Below are 22,298 nucleotides of genomic sequence, written 5' to 3' on the forward strand. Positions count from 1 at the left end.
GCACCGGTAATTATCAGACTATACCAGCATTTCAATCCCTGTACGCATGAAACTATATTCAACATCTGTCATTGTATTTCTGCTCCTGTTCAGCATTTACATACCAGTCCATGCCGGCAGCTTTTCAGATACTACGGAGGTATTAATTATCGACAAGGAAGATATTGTGCCGGAGGGTGCCAGGAAAGTGGGGAGCGTAAAAGTAACTGACGGCGGTTTTAAAATGAACTGTGGATATGAACATACACTGGAGGAGGCGAAAGCCAAGGCTATAAAAGCAGGTGGCAATATTGTCAGGATCACTGAGCTGAAATCTCCCGACGGATTCAGCACCTGTTACCGCCTGTTTGGAGAAATTTACTATCATGCCAATCTCTCCGACCTGAAGGCTGAGAAAATCAAGGCTTTGGATACCATCCTGAGTACATTGCTTCCGGATACCGCTTCCTATGCCCTGTTGTATATATATCGTTCCCGATCTTCTATGGGGGCCGCTATTCCCTATAATGTAATGTTGGATGATTCAGTTGTATGCCGCGCGAAAAACAATTCCAGGTGCCTCGTTAAAGTAAGTAAAGCAGGTCTTACCAAAATATCTGCACGTACAGAATCACGGGATGAAGTGTCAATCGACATCCGGCCGGGAAAAGTATATTTCGTGAAATGCAGCATTGGCATGGGCGCTTTTGTAGGCCGACCAAAAATCAATGTCGTGGATGCCTACGTTGGTTTAAAGGAATTTAATGCGGTGAAAGAGAAGCCAAAAGAAGAACGTGCGGATGATATGTATTAACCCCCGGACTTGATTACTTTGCTTCGTTATTTTCCCGGCGAATCCCCTGTTTCTGCGATGATGAGCACTTCGCTGTCACATTAATAAATCATTATGCCATATTACTGCGGATGTGCCGCATGGATTTAATACTATATTTACTGCAGCAGGTGAACAGAGTAATAGATGTAGCGTATACCGACCCAGCTGTTCTGCCTTCCGAAACCTATTGACATCAAGACTTTTGAGTGAGAGATGAAGATTGCTATTAATTATCCGAAAATAAAACCCGAACAAAATGCAAAACATTGTAAAACATCTCTCCCTGTGCATGGCTGTATTGGCATCTTTTACTTTAAGTGCGCAATCGAATGCAGTTAAGCTGCTCAACAAAACAACGCCCGATGCAGCGGTTGAAAACAAAGACGCAAAGGTAAAAGCAACCGGGCAGGTTTTTGTTGCCGCTAAAAAAGATGACCTGCCAAACGATCCTTACAGAAGTGCTGTGTTTATAGCGCCTGTTAATGGAACGGTAACACTGACATTGAATATTCCATTATGGCACGATGTAAAGCAGCCATATGTTATTATTGAGAACCTGACAAAGGGTACCTGGCTGAGGTATACTACATTCCCCGGAGAAAGTACTTACAGAACAACATCGGTGATTTTTTACGCGGGTGATCAGTATCGCTTAACTGCACATATTTCGCCCAATCCAAACGATCCTAATGATGATACTGATGAAGATGTTCTGGCGACTTTAAGATGGTAATTCCATCAGGGTTCAGCTATTAAAAATCTATTTACCTGGAGGGTGCCTTTTTTAAGGCACCCTCTTTTTTAGATAGATCACTCTATTTTTAGAATATTTCTTTACATTTGAGCTGATTTTACAATTATGCAGAAGAAATTAAAAGTCAATGACAGGATACTGCAGGTTGCATCCGCTTTATTTTACAGACAAGGGTACAACCAAACAGGTATCAACCAGATTATTGCAGAAGCAGACATTGCAATAGGCTCCCTATATAATCATTACCCGTCGAAGAATGCCTTATTGCTGGCCTATCTCAGGAAACAGGAAGAGGAATGGCTGGAGGGATTTGAAACCTTCAGTAAGGGTGCCACCACTCCGGAGGAAAAGATATTTAAGTTTATAGATTACCGGATCAGGCAACAGCAGGAATCTGATTTTTCAGGGTGTCCTTTTATTAAAATTGTATCCGAGGTGGGTGTTAGCGACCTGAATGTACTGGAGGTAGTGGAAGCGTACAAAGAAAAGCAGCGTTCTCTTTTGAACGGGTTATTCCGGCAGATCGAATATGGTGGTCCTCTCAACCGGAAGCAGCTTGCAGACAATTTGTTTTTCATGGTAGAAGGCGCCACGGTAAATGCTACCATCGCCAGAAGTACCCAGGGATTGGAGAGCGTAAGAAAAATTATGAAAAACATGATCCACTAATTTTTTGATTATTTGAAAATAGAGATATCTATCTATTAATGAATTCTCCTGATAGCATAAAATTATTCTAAACATGATCCCGATCAACGAAACCTTCCATGGAACATTTCCATTCACACCACATTTTTCAACCGCTGCCGGCTTCAACATGCATTATATTGATGAAGGTGCGGGCCCTACTGTGCTTTGTCTGCATGGAGAACCCACCTGGGGATATTTGTTCCGGAACCTGATAGGTAGCCTTTCCGGGCAGTACCGGGTAGTTGTTCCGGATCACATGGGTTTTGGGAAGAGTGAAACGCCTTCAGACCGTACCTATTGGTTACAGGATCACATTAATAACCTGGAGAAATTAGTGCTTGATCTTGACCTTACAGGCATCACGCTTGTTATGCATGATTTTGGCGGACCTGTGGGAATGGGACTCGCAGCAAGGCAACCAGACCGGATTTCCCGTATCATCAGTATAAATGCACCAACTCCTTTTGGTCAGCCTGACCTGGGGGAAGTACTCAACGCTAACGCTGCGGAATCACCGTGGTTCCGCTGGATAGCCGGGGCAGAAAAGGAGAACCGCCTCGAATCTGTGCTTCAGGAGCTTCATTTTAATATTTTGAGCACACTAAAGCTGAATGGATTTGAACGGAATAACATTATCACGGACACCTGGGTAAGTGCCTATGGTGCGCCCTTTACTTCCCCCTCTGAAACAGCTGGTGCACTGGGTTGGGCCAAAGGATTTGCAACAGGCGCCCATATTTTTGAAGTCCCTCCCTCAGCGGAAGTCGGCAAAAAGATAAGTGCGCTTCCTGCACTTGCTATATGGGGCGCCGCAGATCGGACACTACATGCCAAACACTTTATTCCACTCTTTCAGGCAGTATTCCCATCAGGACAGGTATTTGAATTACAAGATGCCGGCCATTACAGCCCGGAAGATGCTCCTGATACTATCGGAGCGCTGGTGCGTCAATTCCTCCGGCATACAGATGGTTTGGGTTATAAATATCCGGATACTACAGCTATACACGCCGAATGACTTCATTCAAGTGATCATTTTCATGATCCATCACATTTTCGAATGTATTCATCACATTTGAAAGAATAGATTTATACAGGGCATATCATTGTATTGTAATTAAAATATGATACATGAAAAAACGAATGGCCCTGTTGTTATTGATGCTTATTTGGGTAGAGGTATCTGCCCAGTTTAAGTTAGAAGGAAGGATCCTGCATTACTCCGGCAAAGAGGGGATATCAGTTAATATTCCACTGGTATATGGTTTTCATAAAGAGAACACTATAGCTGTACCTGTCTCCCCAACAGGTAAATTCATTATTACCCTACCTGTGGAAAGCCGGAAATTTGCTACCCTCATTTTCCAGGAACAATTTTACTCCCTGTTACTTACCGGTGGCAAGCACTTGACCCTGACCCTTGATGAAAAGGATAAAAAGCTGGAACTGATATCGGGGAGTGCTTTGCCGGAGAACAGGCTGCTGCAGCGTATTGACGTAAATGAAGTACCTTCTTTTATGAACGAATCCGCACAAAATGATATTGGGAAGCTTTCGTTTGCAGTGCTGAATACTACCTTGATTCAACCTTATTTTGTAAAGCGGGATGAGAAAATTAGTCGTATCAATGCTTCGGATATTTCACTGGCGGACAAAAAGCTGATGGCATCTGAAGTAAAGTATATTACTTACAACTACCTGAGTGATTTTGCCAGAACACAGGTGAAGAACAGGGAAGTCATAGATAGTATCATCCTCAGCGTTTTTGATAACAGTACCATTAAGCCGGAGGTGTTTCCGGCCGGGCCGCAGTACTACTCTTTTGCCGACAACTATCTCAGGTACCTGGAAACCAAAGCTTTTCTAAAGATCAAACAAGAGCACATCAAACCGGAAGCCCCTATTCCCTATTTTGGGATCAGTTTTGATAGCGCCAATATTATCGTAAAAAAATATGGTAAGCCATACTGGAGGTGGATAGGTAGCATCCATAACTTTCCTGATGCCGTTACGGAACAGTATACTTTTCAGCAAATAGTAAATTTGTATGATAATAAAGACTTGAGACCAACCACCGCGCTTTCTGACGCTTTTAAAAAGCACTTTCCTTCAAGTAAGTATAATGGTGTGATTGATCAGCGTGTGAATACATTAAAGGAACTGCTTGCTCAGAACGAATCAGATACGCATATCCAGGTGGTAAAGCAGGAGGTACAATCCATTTATGATGTTATAAAGGATTTTAAAGGCAAAGTGGTTTACCTCGATGTTTGGGGCACCTGGTGCGGACCATGCAAAGAAGAACTTAAACATATTCCGGCACTCAGATCCGCATTTGTAAATAAAGACGTGGTGTTTGTATACCTGGATATGGATGACGATGAGCGTGATGCCGTTTGGAAAGAGTTTATCAAAGTAAACGGATTACAAGGGACACATTTCCGCAAAAACAGGCAAACTATCGCACCATTATGGAAAGAACTGCTGGCAGACAACCAGGATAAAGCGGAATATTACCCGCAGTATTTCATCTTCGATAAAGACGGAAAGCTGGCGGTGAGCAAGGCGCTTCGCCCAAGTGATAATGAGCAATTATATCAGCAGATAAATACTGTTTTATCACGCAACTAATGTAGTACGGCCATGTATGCCCAATATCCGGGGCATACATAGCCGTATATTTCAAATATTATCCTATCAACGCTTAGTGCGATACTGCTTTCAGACCAACGATAGAACCTATCAATGTTACTATAAAGAACAACCGCCAAAAATGAGCTGGTTCGTTAAAGATAAGGATGCCCATTACGGCGGTACCCACTGCGCCGATACCTGTCCATACGGCGTAGGCGGTTCCCAGGGGCAGGGTTTGTGTGGCTTTCATCAGTAAAAGCATACTCACTATTAATGAAATGAAAAAAGCGCCGTACCACAGATACATGGCTGTGCCTGTTGATTCCTTTGCTTTTCCGAGGCTGGAGGTAAACGCTACCTCAAACAAGCCGGCGATAATTAAAATAATCCAGTTCATGACGATTGACTTTAGAAGTGCAAAGTTCGCATGTAGCAGACAATAAAAATTTTACAAATGATAAAAATTAAGTGGTTTATTTCAATTCAGACCTGATCCTGCTCAAACTAACCTGTGTCATGCCCAGGTAGGAGGCGATATGGCCAAGCTGTACCCGTTGGAGTAATTCGGGATTGGTAGCCATCAGTTCTTTGTAGCGTTCCATTGCTGTTCTGCACTGCCGGAAAATAAGGCGTTCTTCCACTTTTATTAACTCCTGTTCCGCAAACTTTCGACCCCAATTGGCGATATGAATATCTTCCCCGAAAAGTTGCTGCAGATGCTCCGTATCAATGACGTACAGTTCACATGGCTCCAGCAATTCTATGGTTTCATATCCTTTTTCATCCTGAACATAGTTTTTCATAGAAATGATGGTGTCTCCTTCTTTTCCAAACCAGAAAGTGATGTCTTCATCACCCGGATTGGCATATGCCCGCACCATGCCTTTCTTTATGAAGTACATTTTTGATACGATCGTGTTCACTTTAAACAGCACATGTGCTTTCGGATAAGTTGTTTCGTGGATGTTTTCTTTCAGTAAGGTCTTTGATTTTTCCGGTAGCGGATATATACTGTCAATGATCGTATCTATATTCATAAGTTATTCGCGTTAAAAGATAAAATACATGGCGTATTTTGGGGGCTTACATCCTGTTGAAATCATGCGCTCATTCGGGTAAGTTGTTCCCTGATGGTGAAACCTGAAATAGGAATACCATATTGAACTATTTTAATGTCAAATATAGCTATTTATAGCCTAAGCCACTGAGTACCTTTGCTGTGACATTAACAAATCAGCATAACATGACACCGAAATTCCTCGTAAGCTTTCTTTGCATCTCTTGCATCCTGCTGCATGCAAATGCACAGGTAAAAGATTTAAAAGCTGGTTTTACTCGTCCGGCTGATGCATATAAGCCTGGTGTATATTGGTATTTTATGGACGGTAATATGTCTGCAGAAACGATTACAAAGGATCTTGTCTCTATGAAGAAAGCGGGTATAGGCAACCTGATTTTCCTGGAAGTGAATGTTGGTATTCCGAGAGGTCCCGTTGATTTTTTGAGTAATTCCTGGACATCCCTTTTTGTTCATGCTGAAAAAGAGGCGCGTCGTTTAGGTATAGAAATTACACTGGGCATCGGACCTGGCTGGACGGGGAGTGGGGGCCCCTGGGTGAAAGCAGCGGAGTCAATGCAGCACCTGGTATCCAGTAGGGTAACGGTATCCGCAACGGACCATCAGCCAATTGTTTTGCCGGTGCCCATGCCTAAGGCACCATTTTTTGGAGAAGGAAATTTAACCGCTGAGGTGAAGAGAGATTGGTTGAATTATTATAAAGATGTAGGCGTTTTAGCTTTCCCGCTGACAGAACAGCAAACACCCATAGCTGATTATGAAGAAAAGGCCCTTTATTACCGGGCACCTTACAGCTCCGGTACAGTAAGATCGCATCTCTCTTCTCCTTCGGATGCAGCGGATCATAAAAATGCGGTGATACAAAAGAATGAAATCGTGGATCTGACCAATAAAATGCAGGCAGATGGGACACTCAATTGGTCGCCGTCCTCCGGTAAATGGATAGTGATGCGCTTCGGCAGTAGAAACAATGGCGCAATTACCCGTCCCGCACCTGTTCCTGGTTTGGGTTTTGAATCAGACAAGTTTGACACCGTTGCTTTAAACAACCACCTAAATGCTTATGTAGGAAAGCTGTTAAATAAGATTGGTGCAATACAAAAGAAGGAGGGTGGTGGATTAAAGCGGCTGCATATGGACAGCTGGGAGATGGGCGCGCAAAACTGGACGGCAGACTTTAGAAAAGAGTTCAGGAAGAGAAGAGGTTACGACCCACTAAAATACTACCCGGTTTATTCCGGTAATATTGTTGGGAGCCTGGAAGAAAGTGAACGCTTTTTATGGGACCTCCGTCAGACTGCGCAGGAACTGGTGCTGGAAAATCACGCGCAGCATGTTAAGCGTTACGCCCACCGCCACCAGTTATCTTTATCTATCGAACCTTATGATATGAATCCAACAGCAGATCTGGAACTGGGGGCGGTAGCAGATGTTCCGATGGCTGAATTCTGGAGCAAAGGTTTTGGGTTTAATGCTACCTACAGTGTTATTGAAGCTACCTCTATTGCGCACGTGATGGGCAAATCCCTTGTTCCCGCTGAAGCATTTACTGCGCAGGACAATGAGGCATGGAAACAATATCCGGGCTCCATGAAGAATCAGGGGGATTGGGCATTTGCGGCTGGTATCAATCGTTTCGTTTATCATACTTTCCAAAATCAGTTTCTTCCGGACTCGCTTAAACCCGGTGCCACAATGGGGTCGTATGGTGTTCACTGGGACCGTAGTCAGACCTGGTGGCCAATGGCAGATGCTTATCATACTTACGTGAGCCGCTGTCAGTATCTTTTACAGCAAGGACGCACCGTTGCGGATGTATTGTATCTTACCCCTGAGGGATCACCACTTGTTTTTGTACCGCCGGCATCGGCTATTTCCGGCGATGTGATCGGGGATCGCAGGGGTTACAATTTTGATGGCTGCTCTCCGGGACAATTAATGAAAGCTGCCGTGAAGCAGCACCAGGTTGTTTTCCCGGGAGGAGCTACTTATCAACTACTGGTTTTGCCTGCGTATGCATCTATGACACCGCAACTACTTACAAAAATTGATGAGCTGGTAAAGCAGGGAGCTACTGTGGTGGGGAGCCCGCCATTAAGGTCTCCCAGCCTGGTGGATTATCCGGATTGCGATCGTAAAGTGGCGTTGTTAAGTAAAACAATATGGGGCGCACTGGATCCACCGGTTGAAATAACCTACAGGAATTATGGAAGAGGTCAGGTGATTTGGGGAGGAGCGATTAGCAAACAGACCGATCATCTTTATCCTTTTTACGAAGAAACTACCGCCGTATTAAAATCAAAAGGTTTGCAGGAAGATTTTCATGCTAATGGGCCGGTGCGATATACGCATAGAACCGAAGAAAACAGGGACCTTTATTTTGTATCTAATACCACCGATAAACCCATTAAGATACTCGCTCAGTTTAGAACAATAAAAGGGGCTCCTGAATTATGGAATGCAGTCACCGGGAAGATTAGTCCATTGTATGAATTTAAAGTGGATCAGTATAGCACCACCGTTCCTTTGCAGCTTGCGGCTTATGAAAGTTGCTTTGTATTATTTTCAAAAGAGAATAAATGGCTACCCTCCGGGATTCATAAAGAGACGATGCTCAGTACACTATTGACGTTGGATGGTTCATGGGAGGTATGTTTCGATCCAAAATGGGGAGGGCCGGCACATACGGTATTTCACGAATTATCAGACTGGACTAAAAATAGTGATGAGGGTATTAAATACTATTCGGGTATCGCATCTTACCACAAGAAATTTGACCTGACATCAGCCAATAAAATGGAAGGTGTATCGCCGCTGTATCTTGATGTAGGGAACATAAAGCATATGGCCAGGATTATCGTAAATGGAAAGGATCTGGGCGTGGTATGGACAGCTCCCTGGAGAATTGATATCTCCGATGTGGTGAAAGAAAAAGATAATGAGCTTATTATCGAAGTGGCCAATCTATGGCCTAACCGGTTAATTGGAGACGAGAAAAAACCATTTGATGGTGTAGTGAATGAGCGGTGGCCGGAATGGCTGTTGAAAAATCAGCCACGCACAAGTGGAAGGTACACCTTCAGCAGTTATCAACCTTATAAGGCAGACTCACCGCTGCTTGAATCCGGTTTAGTGGGGCCGGTGACCATTGTTCAGGAAGTGGTGAAAGAGATAAAATAAAGAGAAACAATAAAAAGGCTGTCATCTTACCATTGCCTATTTTTTCACAGCAACGGTAAGATGACAGCCTTTATTTTATCAGTAATCTCTGTTAAAAACCAAACGCACTGATATCTCCTAAAACAATATAGGTTTGAGGACCACTCAACCCGATGAGTTTAAAATATCTCGCGGAGGGATGAGTGGGTATTTCATAGGATTGCCCATCGTTAATGGTACGGTTGAAGTTAAAAGTACCGAGATCGGTCCAGTTGATATTGTCGGTACTTGTCAGCAGCTTAAAGGTATCACAGGCCCTGTCATCATCTGTTTTCCGGTATAATGTAAACGAGGTAATGGTGTGGAGTATGCCCATATCTACCACAAAGAAATGCGGATAGCTGGAATTACCTACCCAGGCATGCCAGCGTGTATTAGGAGTTCCATCAATGACATTGGCAACAAGGTTTTCATCACCGGGATGTTGACTGGAAAAATCTATGATGCGCCAGTTTTTAGGACTAAATAAAAAGGGTTTACTGGTTGCATAGTCCGTATAGAAGGTATCGATACTTAATGAATCAGGAAGGTAAACTGTCCGGTACTGATAGGTTACCCCGGCTTTCATATCCGTAATAGTGGATGTTGCATTGCTGGCCGGGAAACGCTTTACCTGCGTTACACCTGCCACATTGATATATTTTACATCTGTGGCATATGCGCCGTTTGATATATCAGCACCGCCCCATTTTACTACGATGGAATCTGCATACAGGATACCTGCATCTACCGGGCGGCTCAGGAGGCTGGACTGGTATACTTCTCCGTAGCTCGCACCAAATAGTTCTACCGGTACAGAAACACGTCCTTTGGTATCGTAGGTTTTAATGACGAACGAATAACTTTTTTCCGGTAAATTATTAATGGTGTAACTAATCGTATCTCCGGTGGGGGGAATATTTACTACGGCAGAATCTCCATAATTATTCCAGAAGATCTTAGCACTTGTGAGGGTTGGATCTGCGCCTCTCAGCCAGGAAATTTTCACCCTGTTACGGCCGGCATTTGCTACCGGACTATTCGCTTTCCCGGGATATACAATACCATCCGGTACTACAAACCCTTTATAGGTACTATCCATTTTTTTGCAGGCGACCAGCATCACCAGCATCATGGATATTATCGAGGTATAATAAAAGATGTTTTTCATCTGCTTCTTTTTAATTTAAAAAAAATGTTAAGGTACCTGTTGTCCCCAGAGATCCACTTCTGCCATCACCACCTGTCCGGACATACTGTAAGTTTCCAGGGTTTTAAAGCGGATATAACGTATTGCCGGCAACAGGCGATTGAAAGAAAAATCTTCCCCCTTAAACCATGCGTAGTTTTTATCTTCTTCCGTTGTTTGTCCTAAAGGCAGTCCGGAAGGCTTAAATGAATTGAAGCTACCCAGCAGCTCCCAGTGCTCCCAGCTGCCATCAGGACTGGGATCATTTGAACCCCATACTTCAAATTTTTTGACGGCAGAACCGGCATAAAAGTGATCGGCTTCCTGCTGGTGTTCCACAAGGCGGCTTAGCACTACCTTCTTGCCCAGATCGATCGTCACCCACTGTGGCAGTATAGATTGGTTGGTAGATGCAAATATGCTACGGATATTATTATCCCACAGTTGTTCCAGCCTGTAGCCTTCCGCCTGCAACCAGCTGTCTGTAGGCAGGCGTAATGCGCTCCAGGTGGTTTTAGGAATTAACTCTTCATAAACAGGCTTCAGTGATTTGATTAAGGTATCAGATCTGTTACTCCACCGGTCTCTTACAAAGACCGCAAATTTTTTAACCGTGGTATCAAATCCTCTTACAGAATAGGTGCCGAGTGGTGCGCCGGTATAAAATGTGTTTACGGTAGTCCAGGTGTTTTGTCCCGTAGAATCCAGCATCAGTGCGATGGCCAGGTTATCTTTGGCGTCGTTCTGGAAAGATATTTGTACGCCGCCAAAAGTAGCGCTCATGGTGATGGAAGAAAAAGTAGACAGCACAGGTGGCCGTAATGGTTTCACTAACAGTTCCACCGGCGCGGATGCTTTTTCATTTTTGCCGATACTGAATAGTTGCACTTTATGTACGAGGGTATCACCAAATCCAATCAGGTGCAGGGTATCGGTGTAATAAGATGCTTTAGCTTCCCTGAAAACACCTGGCTGCATTTCATACACTGCTTTTACATAAGACAATTGCGGGTCTGAGGGAAGTTTGTAGGTAAGTATAGCAGCGCCCGGACTTACGGTCACCTTTACATTGGTAACGGGGGCAGGGGCGGGGGCATTTCCATCTGTGTAATTTATCCTGCTTTCTTTTTTGCAGGACCAGCCGGCAGCAAAGAGGAAGAGGAATACGATCATATACTGTAGTTGTTTCATGTCCTTATTTTTTATCCGGTGATATTACCAACCAAGGTTTTGTACTAAGCTTTTATCCGTGGAAAGGGAACCTTCGCTGATCGGCCAGAAATAATTTTTTAATGCAAATGTTTGATTGAAGATCGTTTTGGGCCGATAGTAGCCAGACGCTGTTTCCTGTATCAGATCCCATCCTTTTATTGGTCTGTTGAGCACGGATTGTGCTTCTTTCCAGCGGCGGAGATCCCAGAAGCGTTGGCCTTCAAATGCCAGCTCAATCAGCGTTTCCTGGTGGATAATATCGCGCATGCCTCTTTGTGAAGTGTATTTAACGGGATTGTTGGACCAGGTGGACCAGGAGGTTTCCACGGATGCCAGTCCTGCGTATTCGCGTACCAGGTTCAGGTAATTATTCACTTCTCCGCCCGGCCCCTGCGATTCATTTAATGCTTCGGCATATAAAAGATACAAGCCGGATAACCGCATGATAGGCCAGGAATAGGAAGTAATAGAGTAGTCGTTTCCTCTTCCAATTACGTTCTGATAATGAACGGCTTTTTTCAGGTAGTAGCCGGTAATGGATCCGTAGCCAGGTTTACCAAAACCGTTTCTTTGTCTGTATTTACCCTCCAGGTAAAAGAGGTCGTTGTAGTTTTTGTCATCGTAACGCCCTTGTCCGTACCAAAGACCACCATCAAAACCTAAATCAGCATAGAACCGTGGCTCCCTGTTAAAGTTTAAATAGGCAGTGGTATAGCCTTTCCATACGTGAAATTTGTCAGCTTCGCCGGCTACTTTCAGGTTGAAGCGATTGGCATAATCCCAGCTTTTATCTTCTGCAATGGGTACACCATGATTGGAATAAAACAGCTCGGCCATATGCAGGGGCGGTGATAGCTGGCCTTTCACAGCAGTGATATCCCTGTTGCCCGGATCTATATAGGTAGTGATCAGTTGCTGAAAGCCAGTGGAATTGGTTTGTGTATTAGCCCAGATAATGCCGCTGTTCCATCTCTCACAAAAAGCATTGCGGATACTTAGCTGGGTCATAATGGTATCAGAAAGATTAAACTGTTGAAAGTCCGGGCGGTATTTATAGAGCTTCATTCCAACCTGGTGACAGGCATCTATGGCTTTTTTACAAGCCGCTGCAGCAGCATCCCATTTTGCTTTGGAAAAGGTGGGATTGAACAACAGGGAACCATCACGGTTTTTGAGTACGGCTTCATCGCTATTGCCATTAAACAACGGACTGGCGGCATACACCATTACTTTTGCTTTTACAGACAGTGCAATAGGCATCGTAACGCGGCCCAGTTCATTGGCAGGGTCTATAATAGTGGCGGGCAGGTCGGGGGTGGCTTCATCTATCATTTGCAGGACATAATCGAAGCAGGAGTCTACCGGTGAGCGGGACAGTTTAATGTCGCTGCCATCGGCATTGATGGGCACATTGGTTTTCATTAAAGGAATGGGCCCATACATCATTACCAGATAGAAGTTGTAATAGCCTTTTAGGAACTTCACTTCTGCTATCCAGCGTTTTCTTTCTTCCTCTTTCAGATCGGGTACTTTGGCGATATTTTCGAGGAAGATATTACAGTCGCGGATGGCCCTGAGATAAAATCCCCAACGGTCGCCCAAGGGTCCTACTACATTCTGCAATCCCATAGCCATGCTAAAGAAGCCGCCTTCTGTAGAGAAGCGCCATAATTCATCACCGCCTACCATGGCAGGATCATCACCGAGGTCACCGTTCCTGGGGATATAGGAATAGCATGTAAATAAATATTTCTTGGCTTCTATGCGGGTAGTAAAGGCGTTGTCGAGGGTGGCCACATTATCCGGTACCACATCCAGGAATTTCGCGCAGGAATTACATGCGAATAAAATAAATAACAGGAGCGCCCTTATCGTTATATTATCTTTCATGGTGCTTTTTATTTTACGTTATTAACAACAGCCGGTTATTATATTGCGCCGGCAGATGGTTGTTATTAATTGAAGTTCAGGTTGAGACCTATGTTAAACACCCGTTGAACCGGGTATCCCAGGCCATTTCCTCCCATTTCCACATCCCATAATTTGAATGAGCTGAAGTTTAACAGATTGGTGGCATTAACATAAATGCGGCAGGTGGTGGTATGTAATTTCTTCTGCCATCTGTTGGGAAGAGTGTAGCCGAGTTCAACTTGTTTCAACCGCAGAAATGAGCCATTGCGCATAAACCAGGTGCTGGTTTGCGCATTGTTCCGGCTGATATCAGGGCTGAGCCTGGGCCAAAGTGCATATACATTTTGGCGATCTTCTGACCAGTGGTCATCGGCATAGGCTTTTAGCAGTTGATTCTGCAGCGTATTGTTGATAATTTCACCAGCATATTTATAGGAAGCGAAAGGGGAGGTAGCTTCCGGATCTATCCAGAAGGATTCATTGTCTAATCCCTGGAAGAAAGCAGAAAAATCTATATTCTTATATCCCATGGAGAAGCCAAAGCCATATACTATTTCTGGTACGGTAGGATTACCGATGGCTACTTTATCTGCTTCTGTGATCTGACCATCCCGGTTTACGTCCAGGTATTTGATGTCTCCACCACCATACCTGCCAAAGTTTTGTTTGGGCGAGTTGGYGGCTTCGGCATCATCTACAAATAATTTTTCCGCGATGTACCCAAATGTCTGGTTAAGCGAATAACCGGTATGATAACGATAGGATTCATCATACTTTGGTTCTTCATAATTTTTATATTTACTGGTGGCATAAGTAAAGTTGCCCATGACAGATACCCAGAAATCCTGTTTGAAAAACTGTTTGTAGTCCATGGAAATATCCACGCCTCCTGCTGTGGCAACACCCACATTTGCCTTGACAGGTACCGCGAAACCGGCGGCTTCCGGAATAGTGCGGGTCATCAGGATATGATCCCGGTATTGGGAAAAATATTCAGCGGTAATATTTAGTTTATTAAACAGGCCCAGTTCTAACGCAAGATTCTTTTGCTTGGAAGTTTCCCAGGTAATGTCCGGGTTGGCATAACGGGAGATAGAGATACCATTCAGCCGGTACATATTCCCCGGATCACGCCCAAAGGCAGCGCCTCTGCCTTCATTGTTCATATTTACGTTTGACAAATAAAAGAACCGGTCCTGCGGGGAGCCGATTGCATCATTTCCTATGATGCCGTAAGTGCCTCTCAGTCGCAGATTAGAGACCACTGTTTTAAAAGGTTCAAAGAATTTTTCGTTGGATACAGTCCAGGCAAGTCCCACGGAAGGGAAGAAGCCGAACCGGTTATTTTTATCAAAACGTTCGGACCCATTATAGCCGAAATTGATTTCTGCAAAATAGCGTTTATCATAGTCGTAACTGGCCCTGCCGGATAATCCCACATTCCTGAACGGGAGCGATTGCTGCAGATCTCCTGCATTGGCATTTAACCGGTTTTGTAACATAAATACCAGCATGCCACTCACCGAGCTTTTATTAAATGAGCGATCATAATTCAATCTTGATTCCAGGTAAAGAGAGGTGCTGATGGTTTTATCTCCTTCTCTATAACCCAGGTACTCCGTACCATCATTGGGATTGGTGTTGGTAATAAAATACTTGTTGGATAATTTATCGTAGGCATCCATCTCGTACCAGAAAGGATTGTAGAAGCGGCTTACATCGAAATAAGAGGTTCTGTTGGTATTGATCATGCCGCTGGCTGCCAGTCCGGGAGTGATGGATTTCAGGTTTTGTTTCAGTTCAATTTGTGCCAGCATGAGGGAGCGGGAATAATCTTTATATCCCTTTACCATTTCTGCGTAAGGATTGATGTATTGTCCTTCATCATAATTTCCAAACATGATATGCTTCACAAATTTATGGTCTTCATCTGCCGGGTAATAGGCCGGGAACAGTACCGGGTTGGATCTCATCACCTTCTGGTACATGCTGGCGCCGCCATCTACGGGGCCTGTATAATCATCGAAGTTGCCACTCAGGCGAACGACCATTTCGGTGCTGTTGGTCAGGTTTATATTCACGTTTGAGCGGAGGCTATAACTGCTTAAACGGATATTGTTATTGAAATTATTCCGGTTGTCTACTTTCATGAGTCCATTGTCGCGGTTATAAGCGCCGGATACGAAATACCTGGCTACGCCGCCGCCACCGCTCACACTGAGGTTTAACCGCTGGTTCATGGTATAGTCTTTAAACATCTGCTTTCGCCAATCATTGGCTGGATAGGCAGTAGGATTGGTGCCTGCCGCCGTATTATCTATTTTTTCTTCGCTATAGGGAAGTGCTCCGAGGGGATCGCGGGTAAGTACGGCTTCATTGGCCAGTTTCATATAGGTCACCGGGTCGGCCAACTCAATATTTTTAGTAGGGGCGGAGAGTGAATTTTCTATGCGGAAAGCCAGCCTGGCTTTTCCAACAGCGCCCTGTTTGGTGGTGACCATGATCACGCCGTTTGCGGCTCTTGATCCATATAGGGCGGTGGCACTGGCATCTTTCAGGATAGAAAAGCTGGAGATATCATCTACCTGCAACCGGGCCAGATCGGTGGTCGTTAATTCCACTCCGTCTATCAGAATTAAAGGATCTTTTTTATACCCGAAGGTGGTAACACCGCGGATAAAAAACTGTGCATTGTCCAGGCCAGGTTCACCACTCCGCTGAAAGGCGATAACACCTGCGGCGCGGCCTGCCAGTGCGGTGGTGAGGTTGCTGGATGGTATTTTAAGATCTGATGGTTTAATGGTGGTGACTGATCCTACCATGTCGCTTCTTTTTTTTGTACCAAAGGCCACTACCACTACATCTTTCAGCTGACTGGATATGGACTGCAGGGTAATATTAATGGTGGATTGGTTACCTACTTTCACATGCTTTTCCACAAAGCCGATGTAACGGAACACGAGGGAGTCGCCGGGATTGGCCTCCAGGAAGTATTTACCCTTTTCGTTGGTAGTGGTGCCTTTTTTGGTGCCGATTACCTGTACAGTTACGCCGGGGATAAGGGAATTATCGTCTGACGAAGCAACGATACCGGTGATGATGACGCGCTGCTGTGCTAAAGAAAGGCCCCCGGATAATAACAGCGCAGTTATCAGGAAGTGCCGCTTGTTAAATAGTCCATACCAGAATAGGGGAAGAAAAAATGTTTTCTTTCTGAACGTAGAATTCTTCATAGCGTTAAGCTATTTACAGGTTTGAAAAGAGTGAATGATTGATGTGTCGCTTTAAGTACCGGGATACGGTTGTTTCTATCATACCGTGCTATTGAATTTTGGTTGATCGGATGTTAACGGGCATTTCTTCTCCGGGTCGGTTTGAAACGATCGCAACTCACTACCGGCATTTCAGCTGGTACAAAAGCTGTCGGAAGTCAAACCGACAATAGGATTAAAGCATGCCTTATGCTGAATGATAAGATTGCCAGCAATAAGGCAGTAGCATCACCGTATATTGATAGTGGTACTACATAAGATTATTGGTTGCTGATGAATAAAATACTTTGATAAATCGATTCAGCACAATGCGTGTCTAATTTGATCAGTGAAGGAAAAGAAGAATTTTGTTTCCTTACACCCTACATAACATGTTTGGTTGCTACTACGTTTTTTAATTTACTATTACTTTTTGCGAAGAAAGTGTTAGCAAAATAAAGAACTAATTCTTTTTGATCATCCTGTACCGTCCTGTTCCGGGTAATCCGGAGGTACGGTTTTGGGCGGGAGAAATGCTGTCCCTGCAAGCCGGCGAGGGATCTGAGGGGAATTTACCGTTGCTTGTGTGAGATTGGGTGACAGCTGCTGATTGGGCAGGGAGTCTGGATAAGTTGGGGGCGGGGACTTTATCAGTAAATGGATACCGATTATTACATCAGAGATGCAATGATGATGTGGGATGGTTTGCCGTTACCATCTTTTATAATGTATTCAGAAAATCATTTTTGCGTCGTTGGGAAATTTCCAGTTTGATGCCGTTTGACATGGTTACGTATCCGCTTTTTCCTTTGATATAGCTTTTGATGAAGCGCAGGTTGATGATAGTGGATTGATGTATGCGGCAAAAATTATTTGCGCTGAGCAGACTTTCATAGTATCCCAGGCTGCGGGAGGAAATAATTTTGGTATTATTGGCCAGATGAAAAATAGTATAGCTTCCTTCAGACTGGCACCAGATGATATCTTTCAGATCCATGAATTCATACCCGGTAACTGTAGCGATACTGATTTTTCTGTCCTGGCTACTTTGTTGGATCATATTGTGTAGCAGGGTATCGATGTGCTGATGCCTTGATTTTTCATTTATTCTGGTCCTTGCCCGGTCGAGTGCATCTTTGAATTCATTCATACCAAGCGGTTTTAATAAATAATCAACGGCTGCAAATTTAAATGCTTTGATGGCGTAGTTGTCGAATGCCGTGATAAAGATCAGCTCAAAGTTGCGGGTAGACAGTTTACGCAGCACATCAAACCCGGTGCCATCAGCAATCTGGATGTCCATAAAAACGAGCTGTGGTGCTTTATTTTCAATCAGCTGTACTGCTTTTTTAACATGGCCTGCTGTTCCGCATATTTCCACATCGGGCGCAAATTGCTGGATCAGGTCACTGACTACCTGTCTGTTTTTTTCATCATCTTCAATCAGAATGGTTTGTATGGTCATAACTAATCATTTAATATCGGAAACGATACACGAACAGTAGTGCCGTGTGCGGAAGTGTTGTTTATTCCTTTGTCCGATGTTACCAGCAATATTTTATCTTTTTGAATAGCGTTGATGATATCGATACGGCTTTTGGTAATGCCGGTACCTAATGATATGTAGCCGGGGAAACTGGTTTTGTGAGCGGCTATGGAGGCATTCATGCCAATACCATCATCATCAATCGTGCATACCAGGTAATTATTTACCCTGCTGAAACTGATGATGATATTCCCCTGTTTATCCTCCAGGGGGGTGATGCCATGTTTAATCGCATTTTCTACATAAGGCTGAATAATCATAGATGGGATGCAGATATCCGTAGGATCAAGATCAGCATCCACTTCCACCACATAGTTCATCCGTTCACCCAGGCGTACTTTTTCCAAATCCAGGTAGAGTTCGAGAATTTCTAATTCCTCTGCCAGCGTGATGTCGTCAGCAATGCTATATTGTAAGATATTTCGTATCAGTTTCGAAAATTTATATAGATATAAATTGGCATTTTCGGTATCGGCCCGTAATATATGATGTTGTATTGATCCTAAACAATTAAAAATGAAATGGGGGTTCATTTGTCCCCGGAGCACCTTCATTTCCAGCTCGGCCATTCCTTTTTTGATCTGGTATATTTTATCTTTCTTACGCTGTTGTATCCGGAAATAAATATAAACGGCGCAGCCTATCAGGATGGCAGTGAAAAGATAAGTACATAAAATAAACCAGAATGTTTTCCAGAATGGTGGAAGAACAGAAATTGTCATTCTTTTTACCGGGTTACTTTTATTGCCCCAACGGTCTACCGCCCGTACTTCAAAGGTATGAATGCCAAAAGGTAACGTCGAAAATTCCAGTACATCAGTGGCTGTGCTGGTCCAGCTGCTATCCAGGTTTTTAAATCTGTACTCGAAAGTGGTTTGTTTGCCACTCCGGAAAGAAATACCGGATAGTTCTATGCGTAGTTTATTTTTCTTATAATCTATAGCAATGGTGTCGGAGGGTGCTATCGCTTCAGTTCCTCCTACTACGGTATTAATATTGATGAGAGGATGCAGCATGTTGTGTGAAGCCGAATTTTTTGAGATAAAGCAAATGCCGCTGGCAGTTGCCGCCCATATGTACTGGTCACTGATAGCAATCTGATTTACATCAGAAGAGATAAGGCCGTCATTTTCTGTGATACCGGAAGTCGTATAAACAGGTGTGTCGTGGTCCCAATGGTAAACTACCCGGGATATGCCCCGGTCGGTTGATATCCACGCTGTATTACCTTCAAAAAGGACATCTCTACACATATCGCTCACTAAGCCCTGTTCTTTCCCGATCGTAGTCAGGTGTTCGTTTTTTAATATGCTTACACCTTGCTGCGTGGAGATCCAGATAGCAGAATCCGGGGCAATGTTGATACGATTAATGATACCACTCAGTTGCGGATATTTTTTCCCCAGGTAATAGAGTGAATCATTGGTATAGGCATATACGCCAGTCAGAGACCCCCAATATAGGGTGTTATTCATTCCGCTGATGCAGGTAGTTCTATTGGAAAAAATGGTTTTGTCGGTCTTATTATAGGGATTATAGATATAGATGCAGGAACCGCTTGCAAGCGCGATGGAGGTATCAGATATAACAAAAGCCTCTTTTAAACTGATACCCAGGAACACTGTTTTGCAGATATCACGGGAACTAAGTGTATGAAGACCGTAGTCGCTGGCGATCATCAACTGATCTTTGCCATAGGGCTGGATGTCCATGATCCGGTTGTTGGTATTGGCATTGTTCCACCGGGAGTATGCTTTACTTTTTAAATCAGCCAGGTTGACTTCAATGATACTTCCATTTGTAAAGCCAGCTACCATTCGTTGTTTATCAATAACCTTGATGGTTTTTACGTCTTTAGCTGCCAGGTTCTGCAACCCTGATAAATAGTATGCATTCAGATTGGGCAGGTAATATACGCCATCGTTATAGGTGGTAACCCAATAGCCCCCTTCGTGATCTTTTAATATTGATGTGCAAAAAGTTTTTGGGAAAAAAGTTTTGATGCTCCGGTTTGGGGACTGGAAATTTGTTATCCTGAGCAGGCCTCTGTTCCTGGTACAGCACCACAGGATGCTGTCGTTTTCGCAGAAAATCGCGTTTATGTCGCGATATTCCAGCTGCAGCGACTTAATAGGGCAGATTTCTTTTAGCCCCAGGCTATCTGCTTCATAGAAGACATCCGAGACGAATAAGAGTGATCCTTTTCTGGGATTGAAGGTATGCAGGAATTTTATGTTGATGGGGAAATATCCATCCATACGACGATAAGGGAAGGTGCAGGCAGTGGTTTTGGTATTACTTTTTATAGTGACTTTATAGTTATCGTAATCTGCCAGCGAAAAGTAGAAATTGATTTTTTTTTCAGAGGATGCATTCAGCTGAGGAATCCAGCAGGGGGCATATCCGATGCCGAAAGATTGATAGGTAAACTGCCATGCGCCGGTTTTGYTGAGCGATGAGTAACAACCGCTATGCAGGTTGACTCCTTGTGTAATACTGGCGTGGAGGAAAATAGAGTCGCTCCGGAGATCTTCCGTGATAGAGAAAACACCTTTACAATCATTCAAACTTCGTATGGCGCCGTTATAGTATACCGAGGGGATTCCGGATATGGAGATAAACCACATATTGTTGTGTCTATCGAGGTATAGCCGGAGGATTTCGTTGTCGGGCAGGCCGTTTTCTTTGGAGAAATTTTTAAATGATCTGCCGTCAAACCGGCTCACGCCCTGGTTGGTCGCAAACCATATAAAGCCGTTTTTATCCTGAAGCGCATGATATACGATAGCCCCGGGCAAACCATCTTTAACGGTATACTGGGTATGTGATGGTTCCTGGCAATATGCCACGGTACCGAAGAATAGTAGGAATAGTATTAATAGTCTGCACACTACCGGGTTTGCTTTCTGATGACCATTAAAATAACGAAAATATAGGAACATATTATGCTTAATAGGAACGAATGTTTTTACTACCGGGCCCGCTACTCTTGTAAAAATTCGTAAAAACGCCCTTTCGCCCGATAAATATACGAATAAACATATAAGCAAACGGTTATGTATCGAAAAATGCCCCTAAGGATGCACTTTGTTTTGTTTTCAATGCAGTTATAAAATGGCATTTTCACCATTGAAAGAGTACTTATACCTTGCTATGAATTGAGCGATTTTTTATACCTGAAATAGCCCAAAACGATCACCTTTTACCATTTTAGAAAAAAATATTATTGAGTACGACCACCAGAAAGGAACCTCCGAAAAAGAAAAACAGCAATAATGAATTGCTGATGTGGCTCCCGAATCTGATTATATGTAATTAAATTTTTATTCAATGGCAGGATAGGTCAATTGACATATTTGATGGGATGAAGGGGGTAGTCATCATGCTACTTTAAAACTTCGTTATCCATCGGGCCAAAGAATCAGCATGCGCTAGTCGTGGAAAAGGTTGCCATAACTCCTTCCGCCATTCTATAAGGATACATGGTTCCGTATTTTGGATGTACGTTTCAAACAACCATCCACTAATTGGAATATAACAGTAATCATTCATCCATGTATTAGCGTTTATCCGTTTACCAAACAATAGAGGACATTGAAGAATGTCCTTTGTTGTTTGCCTGTTTTTTTGATGATGTATTTGATTGAGCACATTATTGTTCCTGTTTTCCCACCCCAATGTATTATTATCAGCTACTGAGGTCCCCCTCCGGGACCGGCAGATAACCTTTTACGTACATTTTTTTATCTTGATAAATATAATACGGGTAAAAATAACTCCGCCGGCTTTCCTCCCGCTATAACGGGGCTCCTACCCGATAAGGTCGTACTGATGCGATATTTGGTCCCGTTTAATGGTGGCTCCTGCATTAAACCAGCAGTGAAAAAATGGTAGTTCCGGTACAGGAAACAGGGGCTGGGATTTAAGGATCCTTTACCGCTGCTGTAATAAAAGTAAATTCAATTGCGTYCCTTTTTGTATATTTAATTACAAAGAAACCTATGGCCTATGTAGTAAAGTT

14 protein-coding genes are annotated in these 22,298 nt (G+C 43.7%); 6 read left to right on the plus strand and 8 right to left on the minus strand.

Annotation, left to right across the window (positions count from 1 at the left end; all coding sequences use genetic code 11):
• The first annotated feature begins 46 nt into the window (after nucleotides 1-46).
• From AC1DP6_RS11930 to AC1DP6_RS11950, 5 genes are all read left to right on the plus strand, one after another.
• Nucleotides 47-793 (plus strand): hypothetical protein, encoded by a 747-nt coding sequence (locus tag AC1DP6_RS11930; protein ID WP_477055006.1) that lies wholly within the window; start codon nucleotides 47-49, stop codon nucleotides 791-793.
• A gap of 277 nt (nucleotides 794-1,070) precedes the next feature.
• On the plus strand, nucleotides 1,071-1,547 hold the full coding sequence (locus tag AC1DP6_RS11935) for a hypothetical protein (RefSeq protein WP_477055007.1): 477 nt from the start codon (nucleotides 1,071-1,073) through the stop codon (nucleotides 1,545-1,547).
• A 126-nt stretch (nucleotides 1,548-1,673) separates the two neighbouring features.
• On the plus strand, nucleotides 1,674-2,237 hold the full coding sequence (locus tag AC1DP6_RS11940; protein ID WP_477055008.1) for a TetR/AcrR family transcriptional regulator: 564 nt from the start codon (nucleotides 1,674-1,676) through the stop codon (nucleotides 2,235-2,237).
• 73 nt (nucleotides 2,238-2,310) lie between these two features.
• On the plus strand, nucleotides 2,311-3,276 hold the full coding sequence (locus tag AC1DP6_RS11945; protein ID WP_477055009.1) for an alpha/beta fold hydrolase: 966 nt from the start codon (nucleotides 2,311-2,313) through the stop codon (nucleotides 3,274-3,276).
• A gap of 113 nt (nucleotides 3,277-3,389) precedes the next feature.
• Nucleotides 3,390-4,889: a TlpA family protein disulfide reductase gene (locus AC1DP6_RS11950; RefSeq protein ID WP_477055010.1), complete on the plus strand. Its 1,500-nt coding sequence runs from the start codon at nucleotides 3,390-3,392 to the stop codon at nucleotides 4,887-4,889.
• A 73-nt stretch (nucleotides 4,890-4,962) separates the two neighbouring features.
• Here the strand turns inward: AC1DP6_RS11950 and AC1DP6_RS11955 are convergent, their stop codons facing one another.
• Both AC1DP6_RS11955 and AC1DP6_RS11960 read right to left on the minus strand, forming a co-directional pair.
• Nucleotides 4,963-5,289, minus strand: a complete 327-nt coding sequence (locus tag AC1DP6_RS11955) for a DMT family transporter (protein WP_477055011.1) — start codon at nucleotides 5,287-5,289, stop codon at nucleotides 4,963-4,965.
• Nucleotides 5,290-5,365: 76 nt separating this feature from the next.
• Nucleotides 5,366-5,929: a Crp/Fnr family transcriptional regulator gene (locus tag AC1DP6_RS11960; RefSeq protein ID WP_477055012.1), complete on the minus strand. Its 564-nt coding sequence runs from the start codon at nucleotides 5,927-5,929 to the stop codon at nucleotides 5,366-5,368.
• Nucleotides 5,930-6,135: 206 nt separating this feature from the next.
• On the opposite strand from AC1DP6_RS11960, the gene AC1DP6_RS11965 reads away from it, so the two are divergent.
• The gene (locus tag AC1DP6_RS11965) at nucleotides 6,136-9,150 is read left to right on the plus strand and encodes a glycosyl hydrolase (RefSeq protein ID WP_477055013.1); all 3,015 of its coding nucleotides are present in this window, start codon (nucleotides 6,136-6,138) and stop codon (nucleotides 9,148-9,150) included.
• 91 nt (nucleotides 9,151-9,241) lie between these two features.
• On the opposite strand, the gene AC1DP6_RS11970 is transcribed toward AC1DP6_RS11965, so the two are convergent.
• The 6 genes from AC1DP6_RS11970 to AC1DP6_RS11995 form a co-directional block, all read right to left on the minus strand.
• Nucleotides 9,242-10,339 (minus strand): DUF4998 domain-containing protein, encoded by a 1,098-nt coding sequence (locus AC1DP6_RS11970; RefSeq protein WP_477055014.1) that lies wholly within the window; start codon nucleotides 10,337-10,339, stop codon nucleotides 9,242-9,244.
• A 27-nt stretch (nucleotides 10,340-10,366) separates the two neighbouring features.
• Nucleotides 10,367-11,548: a DUF5000 domain-containing lipoprotein gene (locus tag AC1DP6_RS11975; protein WP_477055015.1), complete on the minus strand. Its 1,182-nt coding sequence runs from the start codon at nucleotides 11,546-11,548 to the stop codon at nucleotides 10,367-10,369.
• A gap of 24 nt (nucleotides 11,549-11,572) precedes the next feature.
• Nucleotides 11,573-13,459 (minus strand): RagB/SusD family nutrient uptake outer membrane protein, encoded by a 1,887-nt coding sequence (locus tag AC1DP6_RS11980; RefSeq protein ID WP_477055016.1) that lies wholly within the window; start codon nucleotides 13,457-13,459, stop codon nucleotides 11,573-11,575.
• Nucleotides 13,460-13,524: 65 nt separating this feature from the next.
• Nucleotides 13,525-16,713 (minus strand): SusC/RagA family TonB-linked outer membrane protein, encoded by a 3,189-nt coding sequence (locus AC1DP6_RS11985; protein ID WP_477055017.1) that lies wholly within the window; start codon nucleotides 16,711-16,713, stop codon nucleotides 13,525-13,527.
• A gap of 739 nt (nucleotides 16,714-17,452) precedes the next feature.
• A complete protein-coding gene (locus tag AC1DP6_RS11990; protein WP_477055018.1) occupies nucleotides 17,453-18,196 on the minus strand; it encodes a LytR/AlgR family response regulator transcription factor in 744 nt (247 codons plus the stop codon).
• Between the two features lie 2 nt (nucleotides 18,197-18,198).
• Nucleotides 18,199-21,219, minus strand: coding sequence for a sensor histidine kinase (locus AC1DP6_RS11995; protein ID WP_477055019.1), 3,021 nt, complete (start codon nucleotides 21,217-21,219; stop codon nucleotides 18,199-18,201).
• Between the last annotated feature and the right edge of the window lie 1,079 nt (nucleotides 21,220-22,298).

It is taken from the genome of Chitinophaga sp. 01L420 (genome assembly GCF_056399985.1).